The sequence below is a fragment of the Providencia stuartii genome, assembly GCF_029277985.1.
Lineage (GTDB): Bacteria > Pseudomonadota > Gammaproteobacteria > Enterobacterales > Enterobacteriaceae > Providencia > Providencia zhejiangensis.
In genome coordinates this window covers 573,950-590,444 of sequence record NZ_CP119546.1, presented here as the reverse complement: position 1 = coordinate 590,444, position 16,495 = coordinate 573,950, and the positions used below count along the sequence as shown (strand labels likewise).

The window sequence follows — 16,495 nt, the reverse complement described above, 5'->3', positions numbered from 1 at the left end:
GTTCTCCTGTTTATGACTGTGCTTGTTTCAGCCACCCTAAACCGTCTTCTGTGCGGCCCGCAGGATGATATTCACATCCCAGCCAACCTTGATAACCCATTTTGTCGAGTTGCTCGAAAATCCATGGGTAGTTGACTTCACCGCTATCAGGTTCGTGACGATAAGGCACTGAAGCTATCTGAATATGACTAAATTTACCCCATAAACGCTCAATTGTTTTCAATAAATCACCTTCCATGATTTGGCAGTGATAAAGATCCAACTGAATAAAGACGTTTTCACGAGCAATTTCAGGGAGTAAGGCTTCAGCTTGCTTCTGTGTCGTTAAGAAGTAGCCAGGCATATCACGCGTATTAATCGGTTCAATTAAGACGCGAATACCATGTTCTGCCATCACATCCGCTGCATATTGGATATTCTTGATAAAGCAGGCTCGCTGTTGCTCAGGCGTAAAGCGGGCATCGACTTTGCCGGCCATCGCATGCACTTGTTGACATCCTAATGCCTTAGCATAGTGCAATGCCGTATGAACGCCTTTTGCAAATTCATCTTCACGACCTGGTATCGATGCCATTCCGCGCTCACCAGCAGCCCAATCCCCCGCAGGCATATTGAACAGTGCTTGTGTTAATCCATGTTTCTTCAGCTCTTCCGCGATAGCTTCTGGCTGCTCTTCGTAAGGAAACAGATATTCAACGCCAGTAAAACCTGCCTGTGCGGCACGCTCAAAACGTTGGATAAAAGGAACCTCGTTAAACATCATACTGAGATTTGCTGCAAATTTAGCCATGTCTAGTGCCTCATTTCTTTGGATAACGGCTTTCTAGCTCGTTAACCTGCTCTTCAGTGAGTGTTGTAAAGCCTTGCTGACGTAGCGTGATATACAAACGAGCCGTATCTTCCAGTTCTTCCGCATTGAAGAAGGCTTGTCTTAATGTTTTACCGCCAACAACAGGCCCATGATTCGATAGCAATACCGCATTGTGGTTTGGTGCTAACTTTTCAATCTCTTCACCAATACGGTCATCCCCCGGTGGTAAATATTGAATCAAGGGTAGTTTGCCAACTCGCATCACATAATAAGGCGTGATCGGGGGTAAGCAGTTGCTGCTATCAAGTCCCGCTAAACACGATAACGCTGTTAGCCAAGGCGAATGTAAGTGCACCACGGCTTGGCAGTCTGGACGCTGTCGATACATCGCCATGTGCATAGAAACTTCTTTCGTTGGCTTATCTCCATCGATCCAGTTACCTTCTGCATCCAACTTACTCAATCTTTCTGGATCTAAATCACCAAAGCTTGAATTGGTTGGGGTAACAATAATGTTCCCATCGGGAAGTTTGGCACTGATGTTTCCGGCTCCACCACTGCTATAGCCGCGGTTAAACATCGATTTAGCCCAATCAGCCAGTTCTTGGCGTAGTGCCTGTTCTTCACTCATTAAACATCTCCTGTGCGTACTGGAAGAAATTCTCTTGGCCGAAATTACCCGATTTGAGTGCCAACCAGTGTCCGCTTGTTAAATCCTGAACCCATGGAACCCCAGGTGCGATTGGCGCACCAATGCTAAGCTGCTCTGTTCCTAGGCTTTGAACGACCTTGCCGGATGTTTCGCCACCCGCAATAATAAAAGTGTTATAACCTTGCGCTTGAAGAAGTTTTACCACTTCACCAAACACGTTTTCGACTGCACTACTCGCCACTTCTGCCCCATAATTTTCCTGAATTTTTTTCAGAATTTCAGGTGGTTGAGTCGCATAGAGTAAAGGGGCTAAACCAGTGATTTTTTGTTCTTGAACCCAATTCGCTAATTGCTGTGCATATTCTGGGTTAGCAATACACTCGCCCACATCAACAACTTTTGCAGGCGCGATTTGCTGGTAGCTTTGAACTTGTTTATTCGTCATCACTGAGCAGCTACCGGATAAAATAATGGTTTTACGGCCTTGGCTTGCAGGTATTTCACCACGGCTGCCACCCGCGCCCCATTCACAACCCGTATCCACATTTGCTAACGCAGCGCCAAGACCTGAGCCACCCGTTAGCAAAGGCATCTCTTTCACGGCTTTTGCGATAGGCAATAAATCATTCATTGTTAATGAATCAACAACGATATAGCTTGCCCCTTGCTCTGCTAAAGTCGCTAGGCGTTGCTTGATCAGCGCGTCACCTTGCTGAATATCAGGCAATGGAATTAACCCGGCTTTACCTTCAGACTGTTTTTCCATGACTCTGAGCAAGTTAGCATCTGTCATTGGTGTCACTGGGTGATGCTGCATGCCACTTTCATTGAGTAATTGGCCATTTACAAATAAATGACCATGAACAACGGTTCTGCCGTTTATTGGCAAGGCAGGACAAATCAATGCGACTTGCGTATCAAGCTGTTGCATCAATGCGTCAGTAACCGGTCCAATATTGCCTTTTTCTGTAGAATCAAAAGTGGAGCAATATTTAAAGAAAATCTGTTGGCAGTGAGCTTGCTGCTTTAACCAACGGCAGGCATTTAAGGATGCATTGATTGCGGTGTCGACAGGACAAGAACGGCTTTTTAGGCTGATAACAATCGCATCAACATCTTGTGGCACAGCCGTATTTTCATCCGGTTCATTCAATAGTTGAACGACACGCCAGCCGTTCTGTACCATAAATCCTGCAATGTCGGTTGCACCGGTAAAATCATCGGCGATCACACCTAATTTCACTGTCATACTTTTTTCTCCGGTAAAGCAATTCCTTTGAAAGTTTTGATCACCGCACTGTCATCTTGATGGCCAAAGCCTTCATGACTTGCAGAAATAAACATCTGATGAGCAGTTGCGGCAATAGGCAATGGGAAATTAAGTGCTTTTCCCGTTTCCATGACTAAACCTAAGTCTTTAACAAAAATATCCACAGACGATTTTGGCGTATAATCACCATCAAGAACATGCTGCATACGGTTTTCAAACATCCAAGAATTACCCGCAGCATGGGTGACGATGTCGTACATCATATTCAAATCGATACCTGCTTTAGCGGCTAACGCCATACTTTCCGCAGCAACAGCAATGTGTACGCCAGCCAGCAGTTGGTGGATTGTTTTCACCGTTGACCCTAGACCGACTTCATCACCAACGCGGTATAAGCGCTCAGATATCGCCGCAAAAATAGCGTTAAGTTGCTCAAATAATGCTGGTGCGCCTGACGCCATCACCGTTAACTTACCTTCCGCCGCTTTCAGCGCCCCCCCAGAAATAGGGGCATCCATTAGTGGTAATTGATATTGTTCTAAACGCTTAGCGATGCGCTTGGTTTGCTCAGCCGCTAACGTACTATGCAACACAATAATTGTGCCTGGATGTAACTGTTCTACGAGAGGTTTATCCCCTTCAAATAGAATAGCTTCAACTTGGCGACCATTAACGACCACTAAAAGTAAAGCCTGTAAGTCTTGAGCATATTCAGCAGCGTTTTGCCCCACCGCAACAGCGCCAGCCTGTTTTAAGGTTTGGCATGCATTTGGGCTAAGGTCAAAGCCATAGGTAGGAATATTATTTTTTATAAGGGATTGTGCGATCCCCATACCCATAGAACCGAGACCAATAACACCGACATTCTTAACGATATTTCCCATAACAACCCCTGATGTTGTTAATCTTTGTTATTGATGTGAATTCTCACATAACAAAATTCACAAACACATGATGAACATCACATTACGAACAAGATAAAAAACCAACAAATAAATTTTATGCAATTGATTTTTAATGTTTTATATTTTTTGGTAATTCACAAAACCATTCACAGCATAATGTGATAAAAAATGTGATATGAGTATGTTTTACACAGTTCAAGAATAAAAAAAGAAAATTTGTCATCTTTTCCATTCAGTTAAGTAGATATCGCATCATTTTTGATTGACGCTTTGCTGAAATTGACCAAAATAGCCGACGACTTAATTTTTTAGTGGTATTCCAAAGCTAACCATAGGCAGTTGGAGTCTACAACTTGATAAACGATGAGGAGCATTAGATGGGTTTGTTCGATCAACTGATCACCATGGTTGCCGGTGATAAAATGAGCCAGTTTCAATCTGTTATTGAATGGATTGATAAACAAGGTGGGTTAGCGGGTGTTGCCGATAAATTTAACCAACAAGGCTTAGGTGAGATTGTCCAATCATGGATCGGTAATGGTGAGAACCTACCTGTTAGTGTCAACCAATTAATCCAAGTATTCGGTAATTTAGATATCCAGCAGCTCGCTCAACAAGTAGGCTTCGACTCACAAGAAACAACCGAGTTAATCGCAAAATACCTCCCCAAACTCGTCAATCAAGCGACTCCTGAAGGCGTTTTACCAGAACATATTGATTTATCAGCAATCGGCATGAATATGCTAAAAGAAAAGCTGTTTGGTTAATACTGTCAAAAAATAGAAAAACGGTAGGGAATACGCTGTCTCACCTACCGTTTGTCATTGTTAAAGCCTTAGCTTTGGTATTCATTCCTCAGTTTTTTCGCCGCTTCAACCATGTTAGCTAATGATTGACGGGTCTCTGGCCAGCCTCTTGTTTTCAAGCCACAGTCAGGGTTAACCCACAGACGTTCAACCGGAACACGTTTTGCTGCTTTTCTCAGCAGAGCCACAATCCAATCGACATTTGGTACGTTGGGTGAGTGAATATCATAGACACCCGGTCCAATTTCATTGGGGTAGTCAAAGTCTTCAAAGGCGTCTAACAACTCCATATCAGAACGTGAAGTCTCTATCGTAATAACGTCGGCATCCAGTGCAGCTATCGACTCCATGATGTCATTGAACTCGCAATAACACATATGAGTGTGGATCTGTGTCTCATCATCGGCTATTGCAGCACTCAGTTTGAAAGCATCAACAGCCCAATTTAAGTACTCTGCCCACTCATCCTTACGCAGTGGTAATCCTTCACGCAGTGCAGGTTCATCAATTTGAATAATGCCAATACCTGCTTTTTGTAAATCATCCACTTCATCCCGTAACGCTAACGCAATCTGTTTCGCGATCGTTTCACGGCTCACATCTTCACGTGGGAATGACCAGCACAGTATCGTGACAGGCCCTGTTAACATCCCTTTGACCGGTTTTTCAGTCAAGGATTGCGCATATTTCGCCCATTCAACTGTAATGGCTTCAGGACGACTAATATCACCAATGATCACTGGTGGTTTGACGCAACGTGAACCATAGCTTTGCACCCAGCCATTTTGAGTAAATACATAACCATCAAAATGCTCACCGAAATATTCCACCATGTCATTACGTTCTGCTTCACCGTGCACCAGCACATCGATATCTAACAGCTCTTGCTCTTTAATCGCTTGCTTAATGTGCTCGCTGATATTGGTACGGTAGTGCGTTTTGTCAACATTCCCTTTCTTGAAATCAAGGCGTAGCGTTCTAATTTCACTGGTTTGTGGGAACGAACCAATCGTTGTTGTTGGCCACAATGGTAGATTAAAACGCGTGCGCTGACGCTGTGCCCGTATTGGATATGCGCTATTACGCTCAACATCCCCTTCCCTAACCGCTTTCAAACGCTGTGCAACCGTTGCATTATTCACGCGTGTTGAGGTTTTACGCGCACGAATGGGGGCGCTGTATTGCTCCAACTCAGCAATATTGGCCTCTGTTGGCTCATTTAACGCTTTACTTAATAAAGCTAATTCACCGCATTTTTGTAAGGCAAATGCAAACCAGCTTTTCACCTCATCGTCCAAACGAGTCTCGTCGTTAAGATCGATTGGGCTATGTAACAATGAACAGGATGTACCAATCCATATTGGTCGTTGACCTAATAACGGTTTCACCCGTGCAAATTTTTCACCTAAATCAGCCTTCCATACGTTGCGCCCATTGATAATCCCAAGAGATAGCAGCCAATTTCGTGGTAATTGTTGATGCAGTTTTTCAATATCATCACGTCCAGCCACCACATCAACATGCAAACCTTGAATCGGCAGTTGTTTAATCAGGTCTAAATGATGACTAATGCCATCAAAATAAGTGGTTAGCAGTAAATTAGTTTTACCTGTAAGGGCTTGATAGGCGGTTTGATACGCGTGCTGCCACTCTATCGGTAAATCTAAAACCAAGGCCGGCTCATCGATTTGAACCCACTCGATCCCTTTTTGCGCCAGACGAGTCAGAATTTCTTCATAGACAGGCAATAAATCATTCAGCAAAGATAAACGATCGAATGATTCACCCTTCACTTTACCTAACCATAGATAGGTAATTGGGCCAATAACAACCGGTTTAATGTTATGACCTAATGCCAATGCTTCATCAACTTCATCAAATAGCTGCGTCCATGAAAGGCTAAATTTTTGCCCTTTTTGGAACTCGGGAACAATGTAGTGATAGTTGGTATTAAACCACTTAGTCATCTCTCCCGCTGCGGCTGGTTTTCCTGTTGGAGCACGGCCTCGTGCGACTCTAAACAGGGTATCTAAATCAATTGAGCCATCTTCATTTTGATGACGTGGTGGCACGTTGCCCAACAATAGGCTGGTTGTCAGCACTTGGTCATACCAAGCAAAATCACCAACAGGTAATAAATTCACTCCTGCCTCTTTTTGTTGTTGCCAGTGACGAGCCCGTAACTCACGTCCTGTCTCTAAAAGTGCGGCTTGATCAATCTTGCCTGCCCAATAATCTTCTTGTGCACGTTTTAGTTCTCTTTTCAGACCGACACGAGGAAATCCAAGTGTATGATTTATAACAGACATATTGACCCCTTAAAATTTTTAGCCGTCTAGATGTTTACACATCTATAATCAACAGGTACTGTATAAAGCACAAGCGCAAATTATTCATTGTCATCTTGAAGGTTTCTCATGATTGAACTAAAACATCTAAAAACATTGCATGCGCTCAGCCAGCACGGTTCATTGGCGGCAGCTGCAACCTATTTGCATCAGACTCAGTCTGCTTTGTCACATCAGTTTAGTGACTTAGAGCACCGTTTGGGCTTTAAGCTATTTGTTCGTAAAAGCCAACCATTACGTTTTACTCCACAAGGGGAAGTCCTATTACAGTTAGCCCAGCAAATATTGCCTATGGTGAAGGATGCGATTCGTGTCTGTAATGAGCCAGGTGTCTCAACACTACGTATCGCCATTGAATGCCATAGTTGTATTCAGTGGCTCACTCCTGCATTACAACAATTTAGGCAAACATGGCCACAAGTTTCCGTCGATTTTAAATCAGGTGTGACTTTCGACCCGCAACCTGAATTACTGTCACGGGAACTGGATATCGTCTTAACGTCTGATATCTTGGCGGATAAAGAAATTCACTACACGCCACTATTTGATTATGAAGTGAAATTGATTGTGGCTAATGATCATCCTCTGGCAAGAAAGCCAATAATTGCTCCGCATGATCTGGCCGATGAGACTTTATTAATTTACCCCGTACAACGTCACCGTTTTGACGTATGGCGTCATTTCTTGCAACCAGCGGGCGTTTCACCAAGTGTTAAAACTGTCGATAACACACTGATATTGATTCAAATGGTTGCGGCAAAAATGGGAATAGCAGCATTGCCACATTGGGCTGTCGATTCCTTTGAAAAACAAGGTTTGATTAGCATTAAAACGCTAGGGAATGGATTATGGAGCAGGCTGTACGCTGCATGCCGTGAAGGAGAGCAACGCCAACCTGCTATTGAAGCTTTTACCAAAACCGCGACTAGTCACGCTGTTGATAATTTGTCTTATGTTAAGCCGGTGAAAGTATCCAGCGCCTATGTACCCACAGAGAAGCAACAATTAGGCTCGCTCCAATGGTAAAACTCAGCCAATCCGGATGTTGTTGCCAGATAGCAAAATTCACTAATAGCCCCGCTGGAACCATCATGTTATTCATGATAGCAAGGGTTCCAGCGTCTACCTTGGTCGCGCCATAGTTCCACATAAAATAGCCAATACCAGAAGCTGCTACACCTAACCACAGCAGAACGCCCCATTGCACATGGGTTGTTGGAACCATGGATTTATTACCGAATAAGAGCCAACCAACTAGCGCCACCAACGTTGCACCGAGATAGAACCAAGAAAAAGCCTGATGCTGAGGAATGGGATAGACCTCCATCAAGCGTTTATAACCTACCTGACCTATCGCGAAGAAAATATTGGCAAGTTGAACATAGATCAAGCCAACCCAAAATGACTCACTCAGGTGATCATAACGAATGATTGCAGCTCCGATCACGGCCAGCAATGAACTGAAGAGATAGCCTATGCGTAACTTTTGACGTTCCAATAGGTCATAAACTAGCGTCACATACAGTGGCGTCATGACCGTAAATAGCAAAAATTCAGCGACGGTAAGGTGCCGATATGCTTGGAAAACAAAAAAGTACATGATCCCCAGCTGACATGCGCCAACCGTCATATAGAGGGCAATCACTTTTTTTCCTAAGCCACGCCAACGTAAAAAAGGCAAAAAAACCAACGCCGCTAAAGATACGCGAATTAAAACAGATAACCAGCTATCGACTTGACCAGCAAGATATTCACCGATAAGACTAAAAGACGCTGCCCAAAGCAGCGTCGTTATAACAAGTAACCACATTATTGTATTGTTCTCAATTAATGCTCTTTTTCAATGAGTACGGCTTCTAATAAATCGAGGTCAGTCAGTAAAGATTGCAACGTTTCATTACTGATTTTACGTGTTGCACGTAAGTGATATAACTCACCTCGTTCGGCACGTAGTGCTGTTAATCTAAACCTGCGTTCCAGATCCTCAATTTGTAGATTATGCTCAATTTCATCCTGACCCGCGGTTCGGCGACGTAAATGCCCCGTTACCCTTGATGCGACCTCACTAATATCTTCCGGATCTAATTTTTCATCGACATCCGCGGATAAACGCTCTTCCATTTTGTTCAAACTGACAATAGCCACTTCAGCCATTGCCGCTTTTGCCATGCGTATTTCGTTGATATCCGCTTCCTTGTCACTCACCTTAAAATTACGCAATAACAGTGGTAACGCGATCACACCAGCAAAAATCGAGAATAAAATAACCCCAGCAGCAATAAATACCAGCTGATAACGAGCAGGGAATGGTGAGCCATCACTTAAAAATAACGGCACTGACAACACACCCGCCAAGGTAATTGCCCCACGAACGCCCGCAAATGAAGCTAACCATAATTCACGCACTGTATAGTTGGCGAACTGTAATGGCCTTTTCTTCAAAAACAGTCGGCTAAATCTTTTCATTAGCCATAGCCAACAAAAACGTAATATCAACAAAGCAAAATAGATAACCGCAACAGCCGCGAATAACATCCAAGTTTCTACACTCGGGTCTAATTCAGCTTGCAGTACAGAGGTTTCCCATATTCCCGGCAATTGCAATCCGAGCATGATAAACACCAGTCCGTTAAATACAAACTCAAGCATCGACCATACGCTGTCAGCACGTAGTCGCATTGCCAGAGGAGCATTACGGATCACACCAGATTTAGTGATCGTCATACCCGCAGCAACCGCTGCCAAAATGCCCGAAAAGCCAATATGCTCAGCAATCATGTAGGAGGCAAAAGGCAGCAAGAGCATAAACACGATTTGCGTTGCAGGATCATCCCCACTCCAGCGGCTCATCAGTCTAAGCGATTTACTGTAAACCCAAGTCACGACGATACCGGACAATAATCCACCTATCGCAACTTTAAAGAACTCAATGGTCACACCGGAAACAGAGAATGCCATCGTTCCCATGGCAATCGCCACAGCAAACTTTAAAGCAACAAGGCCAGAAGCATCATTCATGAGAGCTTCACCTTCCAACACACTCATCATGCGTTTTGGAATTCGGCCTTTACCCACAATGGAAGAGAGGGCGACGGCATCCGTTGGTGAAAGAACAGCGGCAAGTGCAAATGCAGCAATTAATGGAATACCAGGCATCAGCCAGTAAATAAGATAACCAATCCCAACAACGGTCACCAATACCAGCACTAATACCAAAATGAAGATTTCGCGTCCATTTTGGAAAAATTCACGGGTTGGTGTTTTCCAGCCATCAACGAATAACAATGGTGGAATCAATAACACCATAAATAATTCAGGATCAAACGTGACATGCAAGCCAAACTGAGGCCAAGCCAATAACGCACCAATCGCAATTTGAATCAAGGGTAATGGAACACGAACAGGAATGACTTTTGTCACCACGCCTGAAACAGACACAGCCAAAATTAAGATGAGGATAGTAAAGAAAATTTCCATGTTGCCCTTACTGATTAACTAAACGAACCAAGACCCAAATATGACCCGTCGTAGCAGAATATTAGGTAGCTCGTCAGGCCATAAAATTTTTCAGTAAAGCCAGCAACTCGTGAAAACCTGCGGGTTTCACATGATTTACCGCCTTTTATCTATTCTATCCTTAACTCACTACTCGGCGGGAAAATAATTCAAACTTTAAGATTAATCGCGATAATACATTAGGGGGCGGCTAACGAGCCCTCCCCCACAGAATAACAAATCTTAAATAGCTAGATCAGCAGCATAAAAAGCTACCAAAAGAACGGCAATCACGACGGTACCGATATTTAGCTTACGCCATTCGCCAGCAAAAATACGGCCGATCACCAGCGCTGCAAAGCCCAACATAATACCGGTGACAATATTACATGTCAGAACAATAAATACCGCACACAATAGGCCTGACATCGAATCGACAAAGTCATCAAAGTCGAGTTTAGACACATTACTGAGCATCAGTAAGCCAACGTACATTAAAGCGGGAGCCGTCGCATAAGCGGGAACTAAATAAGACAGTGGCGATAAAAACAAAATGAACAGGAATAACACACCAACGACAACAGCGGTCAAACCTGTGCGTCCACCAGCTGCCGTTCCTGCCGCTGACTCAATATAAACGGCAGCAGGAGAAGCACCAATTGCACCAGCAAAGATACTGCTCACCGAATCGGCTGTTAATGCCTTACCACCATTAATAATTTGCCCCTCTTTATCAAGCAAATTCGCTTGACCTGCAACAGCGCGAATTGTTCCCGTTGCATCAAAGACGGCAGTCATCACTAAAGCTAATAAACTCGGTAACACAATTGGCTGTAATGCGCCCATAATATCCATATTAAATATCAGTGATAAACCATCCTCCCCGAAAGAAGGCAGTTTAAAGAAACCTTGATATTTAACGGCGGGATCAAAGATCAACCCAATAATAGAGATAGCGATAATGACCAGTAAAACACCACCGGGTACACGACGCTTTTCCAGACCAAAGATAACGGCTAAGCCCGCTAATGAGATTAAAACAGGAAAAGAGGTGAAATCCCCCAGTGCTACAGGTAGGCCTGCATTTGGATTTTTAATCACCAGCCCTACCCCATTGGCAGCAATCAGCAGTAAAAATAGCCCGATACCGATCCCTGTCCCATGCGCAATGCCCATTGGCATATTACGAAGGATCCAACTGCGAATACCTGTCACTGAAATAATGGTGAATAAACACCCCATTAAGAATACGGCACCAAGCGCAACAGGGATGCTAATATTTTGCCCCAACACCAAACTAAATGCCGTAAATGCGGTTAGTGAAATAGCACACCCGATTGCCATTGGGAGATTAGCCCATAGCCCCATTAATAATGAGCCAAAACCAGCAACTAAACAGGTCGCAATAAACACTGCGGTAGGAGGGAAACCTGCCTGCCCTAACATGCCAGGCACAACAATAACGGAGTAAACCATTGCTAAAAACGTCGTTAACCCAGCAATGATTTCACGGCGAACCGAAGAGCCACGCGCGGAAATTTTAAAAAATTTATCCAATTTGCAATTGGTTGAAGCCTGTTGGCCAGACATGGAGATACTCCTGCTAAACATAACTAAAAGCGCCAAATTCCGCTCACGAAAACGATTACTTTTTTAAAAAAACTCATAAGCCAAGTCATTCACTTAATGAAGAGTGATTTTACGCAATCGTTTGGCTTTATGGTCGAAATGGCAGATTCTGAAGCGGGCAATTATCAATCTAAACAGGTGTACTGATCAAGTGTTTTCGAATTTAAGCAGCAGATAGCGTGCAGCAAAGCAAACTTAACGTAAATTTTTAGTCTTTCTTTCTTCCTCGATATTATTGATAGCTAAATTCAATGGCTACGTGACCTCTTCCGACTTTAATAACGTTAAGAAATAGACCCCATTCAATAAACTACTAATAGATTTTACTCTCGTTTAGCTGTAGTTAATAAATGCTTTGTTAGAGTTAAATTCTATTTTGTTAATAATAACAAGATAAATTAATTTCAATTAATGAGGTTTTAATTTTCATTAACCGCATTTATTACCAAAAATGTAACGCTGCAAAAAATATAATCACACCTTCAAAAAGTAAATAAAAATTAACTTTTATTTCATAATGTTAACAAGATTCATTTATAACAGTTTATTTTTATTTATTAGGTTAAAATTAAACATTACGCCGAGCTATTAATTATTGGAATATATTTACTGTAAACAATGTATAAAAAATTATCCCCTAAACAATTATCACTAACTTTATTTATTGGCTTCCTGGTTATTTATCTTTTGCCCGGTATTTATGGGCATACGCCATGGAAGCAAGATGAGAACTATAGCTTTGGTATCATCCAAACCATGTTCGAAACCAATAACTGGTTAGTGCCTACCAATGCGGGCGAACCTTTTATGGAAAAGCCCCCTCTGTACTACTGGGTCGCGACGCTCACTTCACATTTGCTGTCTGGCTTAATGCCGCTTCACGATGCTGCCCGTAGTGCTACTCTATTGTTTTCAGTGGTTAATTTTTCATTTTTTATTTTGCTAGCACGTCGCGCTTTCCATGCAGCAGACATTGGGGATAAACGTATTTGGGTGGCTTTCGCACTCTATGTTTGTGCTCCCGGTATTTTAAGACATAGCCATGACATGTTCACGGATATTGCATTGGTGACAGGAGCAACCATTGGTTTATATGGCATTTTAGGGCTAATACGCCAAGAAAAAGTTGTCGCATCCGCATGTTGGCTTATGGCTGGTACGGCTATTACCCTGTTATCAAAAGGCGTATTTGTACCTGGTGTCTTATGGATCAGCTTACTACTTACGCCTATTTTCCTACCGCATTGCCGGCAAAAAACATTCTGGCTACCCGCCATCATCGCGGGCCTTTGCTCACTGATCTTTATTTTACCTTGGCCTATCTTATTATATTTGCAACACCCAGATCTTTTTATCACTTGGTTTTGGGAAAATAACATTGGACGATTTTTAGGTTTTTCCGTTGAAAAATTAGGCGCTAAGGCTAACTTAACACGCGTGCCAGCATCTGTCCTTTTATTTGCCTTTCCTTCTGGAATACTGGCAACCCTTTATTTTTTAAGGAACCCTTTAAAACGATTACGCAATCACAATGAGTATTTAGTTACAATATTCCCATTACTGGGAATTGTATTTTTACAGATGTCAGCAACAGGTAGAGCACTTTATTTATTACCTTTTATCGCTCCATTGGCTATTTTAGGTACAAATACACTGTTTTCTATTCCAGAGAGAGCATTACGCTATTTTTCATATTTTGCGGCAACATTCTGGTCTGCACTGATTATTTTTCTTTGGGTTTGCTACGTTATCGCGCTTTCTGGCCATGCTGAAACTTGGCTTCAGTTTTTTAGTCAATGGCTTCCCATGAGCTACCACCTGCCATTTTCAGCGTTGACTTTGGTGGCTGCAACGCTTCTCACTGCTATTTGGTTTTTACGTAGTACCTTCCTCAGCCAACAAATAACATTGCGAGCCATACAGAACTGGGCATTAGGCATGTGTATTGTTTGGGGGGTCACGTTCACCTTATTTGTAGGTTGGATTGACTATGCCAAAGGATTTGAAAAAGTATTTGTCGATTTAGCGCAACAGCTAGATGATCATTATCATGATAATGACTGTATGGCCTCGGATAATATAGGCGAATCTGAAGCCCCTATGCTGTACTACTACACCAACATTCTGCATCAGCGACAAGATCGCTTTGAAAAACCAGCGCATTGCCGCTGGCTGATTGTATTATCAAAACAGGTTAAACCAGCACCATCTGGTATGACATTATTTTGGACAGATCATCGCCCCGATGAATTTACCGAAAATTTAGTCGTTTATAAGAGTGTTGAATAGATAAGACACATTTCTGTGCCAGTTCAGACAACTGGCACAGAAAGCCAGTTTAGACTCGCTGAGTCGCCTGTGCGCTATATTTCTCACGGGTAAACCAGAGGAATGCCGCTGCAATAAGAATTAGGAGAACGGGCAGCCCTGATGGTGAAATCGATGTTGCTACGCCAGCTAATAATGGTCCAGAAAGGTTACCAATTCCCCATAGCATTGCTGCTGCCGCATTGGCGATAATGAGGTCATTGCCACGAAAATATTGTCCAATTTGCACAAGAGCAATTGTGTAAATCGCCCCTGCCGTTGCGCCTAAGACAAACAACAGTAACCAAATTAAGACGTTATGAGTAATCAGTAATGGCAATAAGCAACTTGCACCAAACGTGACAATGCCGCAAATTCGGTATAATTTTTCACGATTCATATGATCAGCGAGCCAACCAAACGGCATTTGCATAATCGCATCCCCCGCCAATATTGCACTAATCATCATTGCTGCAATCGCTTCGGTATGCCCCATCCCCATCCCATAGATAGGAAATATTGACAAAATGGTACCATCAAAAAAGGCAAAAAACAGGATGCCCGCACAAATACCGGGGGCAAATTTCACAAATTGAATAATAGAAAAACGAGACTCACTTGCCGTGGCTGAAATATGGTCTCCCACCTTTTGTTCCATCGCTAAAAATAGTGCGATGGATATAAGATGGAGCAAAGTACAAATGAGTAAAGGTGACTTATCTTCAACCCCATAATAAGCAATAAAAGAAGGGCCAAGTAGCTGGCTTACAGTAAATACCGTTGTATAAATAGCCAATATTCGACCCCGCTTATTTTCAGGAGAAAGCTCATTAATCCACGTTTCTCCTAAACAGATAAGTACACCACTCGCAAGTCCTGTAATCAGGCGTAATGGGAAAAGTAACCACAATGGCAACGTGCTGAGCAACGGCAATAAACTCATAGCCGAAACAACCGTGGCAAATAACATCGCCTGCCGCTTTCCACACCAGTGCACAATACGCTGAACAACCGGTGCGATTAAAAACATACCTAAGGCAGGTGCAGCAGAAATAATACCGATATATAACTCACCAACACCATAGCTATTTAATCGCAGTGCGACCATTGGAATACTGAGTCCAATGACAATACCAATCACTGCGATACTGGTCGTGATCGTAAAAATAGCAAATGAAGGGGTACGACGAAGATATTGAAAACGCTGATGATCAGAGCTCATTTTGATATTCATTGCTTCCGTTATGAAGCATCCATTTTAAACACTATTAGTTAGGGTTAGTTTTGACATAAAAACCCATCATCATCATAACTAACAAAAGATGACAAAAGGCGCTCGTATCATAAACTATATTTTGTACTGATAGTTTTTTATTTTTGGGCACCGATTATAAAATGAAAAAATAACGATATAACAAAGCAACACCTGAAATTAAAATAATAACATTAATAATTTTAAGGAACGTATCACGGGATATTTTCAGTGTAATATGGCGCCCAACCCAGATTCCTATTAGCATAGCGGGAGAAAAAGCTAGCGCCATCAAAATAATATCCATATTGACATAAACACCCATCACTAAAAATATAATAACACGTGTCAATGTACTAAAACCGATTAAGGTCATCTGGGTGATGCGAAATCGCTGTTTATCTGTGATGCGGCTTGATAAATACATAGCATAAATAAAACCACCACTACCAAATAAGGCACTAAAAACCCCACCGATTAAGCTGAAAGGCACAACAAATGCTTTTGACAAATGTGGCTGGGCTTTCTTTGAAAAGAACGTATTCAGTACATAAAAAATAACAAATATACCCAACAGTAAAATCAGGATATCAGGACGCGTTTTCAATAGAATGGCAGCCCCAATTAAACTCCCCACGATCATCAATGGAATAATCCATTTAATTTCATGATAGTCCGCGTTTTTACCATCTTTAACAAGGTTGATTAATGCCGCGGTTAAGTCAATAAGGGCAAGAGTCGGCACAATCATATTTAAAGGAAGATACATCGCTAATACTGGAGTGGCGACTAACGCAGAACCAAAACCAGCCATCCCAAAGACCAAATAAGCGCACAGTAAAGTAAAAAAGCAGATTGCCATCTCTGGAGATAAAATATCAAACGGCATAGTGAATCTCTACAAGGGTATTTTGTTCACTATAATTTCTTCTGAAAAAATAAAAAAGTCCTGTTTGATAGAATGTGCAACCTTATTTATTTATCAAACACGTTAATTTTCACACTTCGAGATTATTGCCA

The 16,495-nt window shown here is 42.5% G+C and carries 13 protein-coding genes; 3 read left to right on the top strand and 10 right to left on the bottom strand.

All coding sequences use genetic code 11. The features are described 5' to 3' along the window. Positions 1-10 precede the first annotated feature (10 nt). The 4 genes from otnI to ltnD are packed head-to-tail and all read right to left on the bottom strand — an operon-like array spanning position 11 to position 3,617. The gene (gene otnI, locus P2E05_RS02510; protein ID WP_163860640.1) at positions 11-790 is read right to left on the bottom strand and encodes a 2-oxo-tetronate isomerase; all 780 of its coding nucleotides are present in this window, start codon (positions 788-790) and stop codon (positions 11-13) included. Between the two features lie 10 nt (positions 791-800). After that, entirely contained in the window at positions 801-1,442 is a 642-nt protein-coding gene (locus P2E05_RS02505) for an aldolase (RefSeq protein ID WP_154624660.1), read from the bottom strand. Further along, on the bottom strand, positions 1,435-2,712 hold the full coding sequence (gene otnK / locus P2E05_RS02500; RefSeq protein ID WP_251465029.1) for a 3-oxo-tetronate kinase: 1,278 nt from the start codon (positions 2,710-2,712) through the stop codon (positions 1,435-1,437). The genes P2E05_RS02505 and otnK overlap by 8 nt, the downstream gene beginning before the upstream one ends. Beyond that, a complete protein-coding gene (gene ltnD, locus P2E05_RS02495) occupies positions 2,709-3,617 on the bottom strand; it encodes an L-threonate dehydrogenase (protein WP_154624658.1) in 909 nt (302 codons plus the stop codon). The genes otnK and ltnD overlap by 4 nt, the downstream gene beginning before the upstream one ends. A 398-nt stretch (positions 3,618-4,015) precedes the next feature. On the opposite strand from ltnD, the gene P2E05_RS02490 reads away from it, so the two are divergent. Further along, positions 4,016-4,405: a YidB family protein gene (locus P2E05_RS02490; protein ID WP_163860638.1), complete on the top strand. Its 390-nt coding sequence runs from the start codon at positions 4,016-4,018 to the stop codon at positions 4,403-4,405. A gap of 68 nt (positions 4,406-4,473) precedes the next feature. On the opposite strand, the gene metE is transcribed toward P2E05_RS02490, so the two are convergent. Next, positions 4,474-6,753, bottom strand: coding sequence for a 5-methyltetrahydropteroyltriglutamate--homocysteine S-methyltransferase (gene metE, locus P2E05_RS02485; protein WP_154624656.1), 2,280 nt, complete (start codon positions 6,751-6,753; stop codon positions 4,474-4,476). Positions 6,754-6,861: 108 nt separating this feature from the next. Between metE and metR the strand changes: the two genes are divergently transcribed. Continuing rightward, positions 6,862-7,818, top strand: coding sequence for an HTH-type transcriptional regulator MetR (gene metR, locus P2E05_RS02480; RefSeq protein WP_154624655.1), 957 nt, complete (start codon positions 6,862-6,864; stop codon positions 7,816-7,818). On the opposite strand, the gene P2E05_RS02475 is transcribed toward metR, so the two are convergent. From P2E05_RS02475 to P2E05_RS02465, 3 genes are all read right to left on the bottom strand, one after another. Beyond that, positions 7,748-8,602 (bottom strand): carboxylate/amino acid/amine transporter, encoded by an 855-nt coding sequence (locus P2E05_RS02475; protein WP_154624654.1) that lies wholly within the window; start codon positions 8,600-8,602, stop codon positions 7,748-7,750. The two genes, metR and P2E05_RS02475, sit on opposite strands and share 71 nt — an antisense overlap. 17 nt (positions 8,603-8,619) lie before the next feature. Next, a complete protein-coding gene (locus P2E05_RS02470; protein WP_154624653.1) occupies positions 8,620-10,269 on the bottom strand; it encodes a Na+/H+ antiporter in 1,650 nt (549 codons plus the stop codon). 261 nt (positions 10,270-10,530) lie between these two features. Then, positions 10,531-11,877 carry an NCS2 family permease gene (locus tag P2E05_RS02465; RefSeq protein ID WP_154624652.1) on the bottom strand — a complete coding sequence of 449 codons (1,347 nt, stop codon included), beginning with the start codon at positions 11,875-11,877 and terminating at the stop codon, positions 10,531-10,533. A 657-nt stretch (positions 11,878-12,534) separates the two neighbouring features. On the opposite strand from P2E05_RS02465, the gene P2E05_RS02460 reads away from it, so the two are divergent. Next, positions 12,535-14,205 carry an ArnT family glycosyltransferase gene (locus tag P2E05_RS02460; RefSeq protein WP_154635703.1) on the top strand — a complete coding sequence of 557 codons (1,671 nt, stop codon included), beginning with the start codon at positions 12,535-12,537 and terminating at the stop codon, positions 14,203-14,205. A 49-nt stretch (positions 14,206-14,254) separates the two neighbouring features. On the opposite strand, the gene P2E05_RS02455 is transcribed toward P2E05_RS02460, so the two are convergent. Both P2E05_RS02455 and P2E05_RS02450 read right to left on the bottom strand, forming a co-directional pair. Then, the gene (locus P2E05_RS02455) at positions 14,255-15,445 is read right to left on the bottom strand and encodes an MFS transporter (RefSeq protein ID WP_154621817.1); all 1,191 of its coding nucleotides are present in this window, start codon (positions 15,443-15,445) and stop codon (positions 14,255-14,257) included. A 166-nt stretch (positions 15,446-15,611) separates the two neighbouring features. Continuing rightward, the gene (locus tag P2E05_RS02450) at positions 15,612-16,364 is read right to left on the bottom strand and encodes a sulfite exporter TauE/SafE family protein (protein ID WP_154621818.1); all 753 of its coding nucleotides are present in this window, start codon (positions 16,362-16,364) and stop codon (positions 15,612-15,614) included. Positions 16,365-16,495: the final 131 nt, after the last annotated feature.

Excerpts from the sequence above, each read along its gene's own strand:
- otnI (WP_163860640.1), bottom strand. The coding sequence starts at position 790 with ATGGCTAAATTTGCAGCAAATCTCAGTATGATGTTTAACGAGGTTCCT.
- P2E05_RS02505 (WP_154624660.1), bottom strand. The coding sequence starts at position 1,442 with ATGAGTGAAGAACAGGCACTACGCCAAGAACTGGCTGATTGGGCTAAA.
- otnK (WP_251465029.1), bottom strand. The coding sequence starts at position 2,712 with ATGACAGTGAAATTAGGTGTGATCGCCGATGATTTTACCGGTGCAACC.
- ltnD (WP_154624658.1), bottom strand. The coding sequence starts at position 3,617 with ATGGGAAATATCGTTAAGAATGTCGGTGTTATTGGTCTCGGTTCTATG.
- P2E05_RS02490 (WP_163860638.1), top strand. The coding sequence starts at position 4,016 with ATGGGTTTGTTCGATCAACTGATCACCATGGTTGCCGGTGATAAAATG.
- metE (WP_154624656.1), bottom strand. The coding sequence starts at position 6,753 with ATGTCTGTTATAAATCATACACTTGGATTTCCTCGTGTCGGTCTGAAA.
- metR (WP_154624655.1), top strand. The coding sequence starts at position 6,862 with ATGATTGAACTAAAACATCTAAAAACATTGCATGCGCTCAGCCAGCAC.
- P2E05_RS02475 (WP_154624654.1), bottom strand. The coding sequence starts at position 8,602 with ATGTGGTTACTTGTTATAACGACGCTGCTTTGGGCAGCGTCTTTTAGT.
- P2E05_RS02470 (WP_154624653.1), bottom strand. The coding sequence starts at position 10,269 with ATGGAAATTTTCTTTACTATCCTCATCTTAATTTTGGCTGTGTCTGTT.
- P2E05_RS02465 (WP_154624652.1), bottom strand. The coding sequence starts at position 11,877 with ATGTCTGGCCAACAGGCTTCAACCAATTGCAAATTGGATAAATTTTTT.
- P2E05_RS02460 (WP_154635703.1), top strand. The coding sequence starts at position 12,535 with ATGTATAAAAAATTATCCCCTAAACAATTATCACTAACTTTATTTATT.
- P2E05_RS02455 (WP_154621817.1), bottom strand. The coding sequence starts at position 15,445 with ATGAGCTCTGATCATCAGCGTTTTCAATATCTTCGTCGTACCCCTTCA.
- P2E05_RS02450 (WP_154621818.1), bottom strand. The coding sequence starts at position 16,364 with ATGCCGTTTGATATTTTATCTCCAGAGATGGCAATCTGCTTTTTTACT.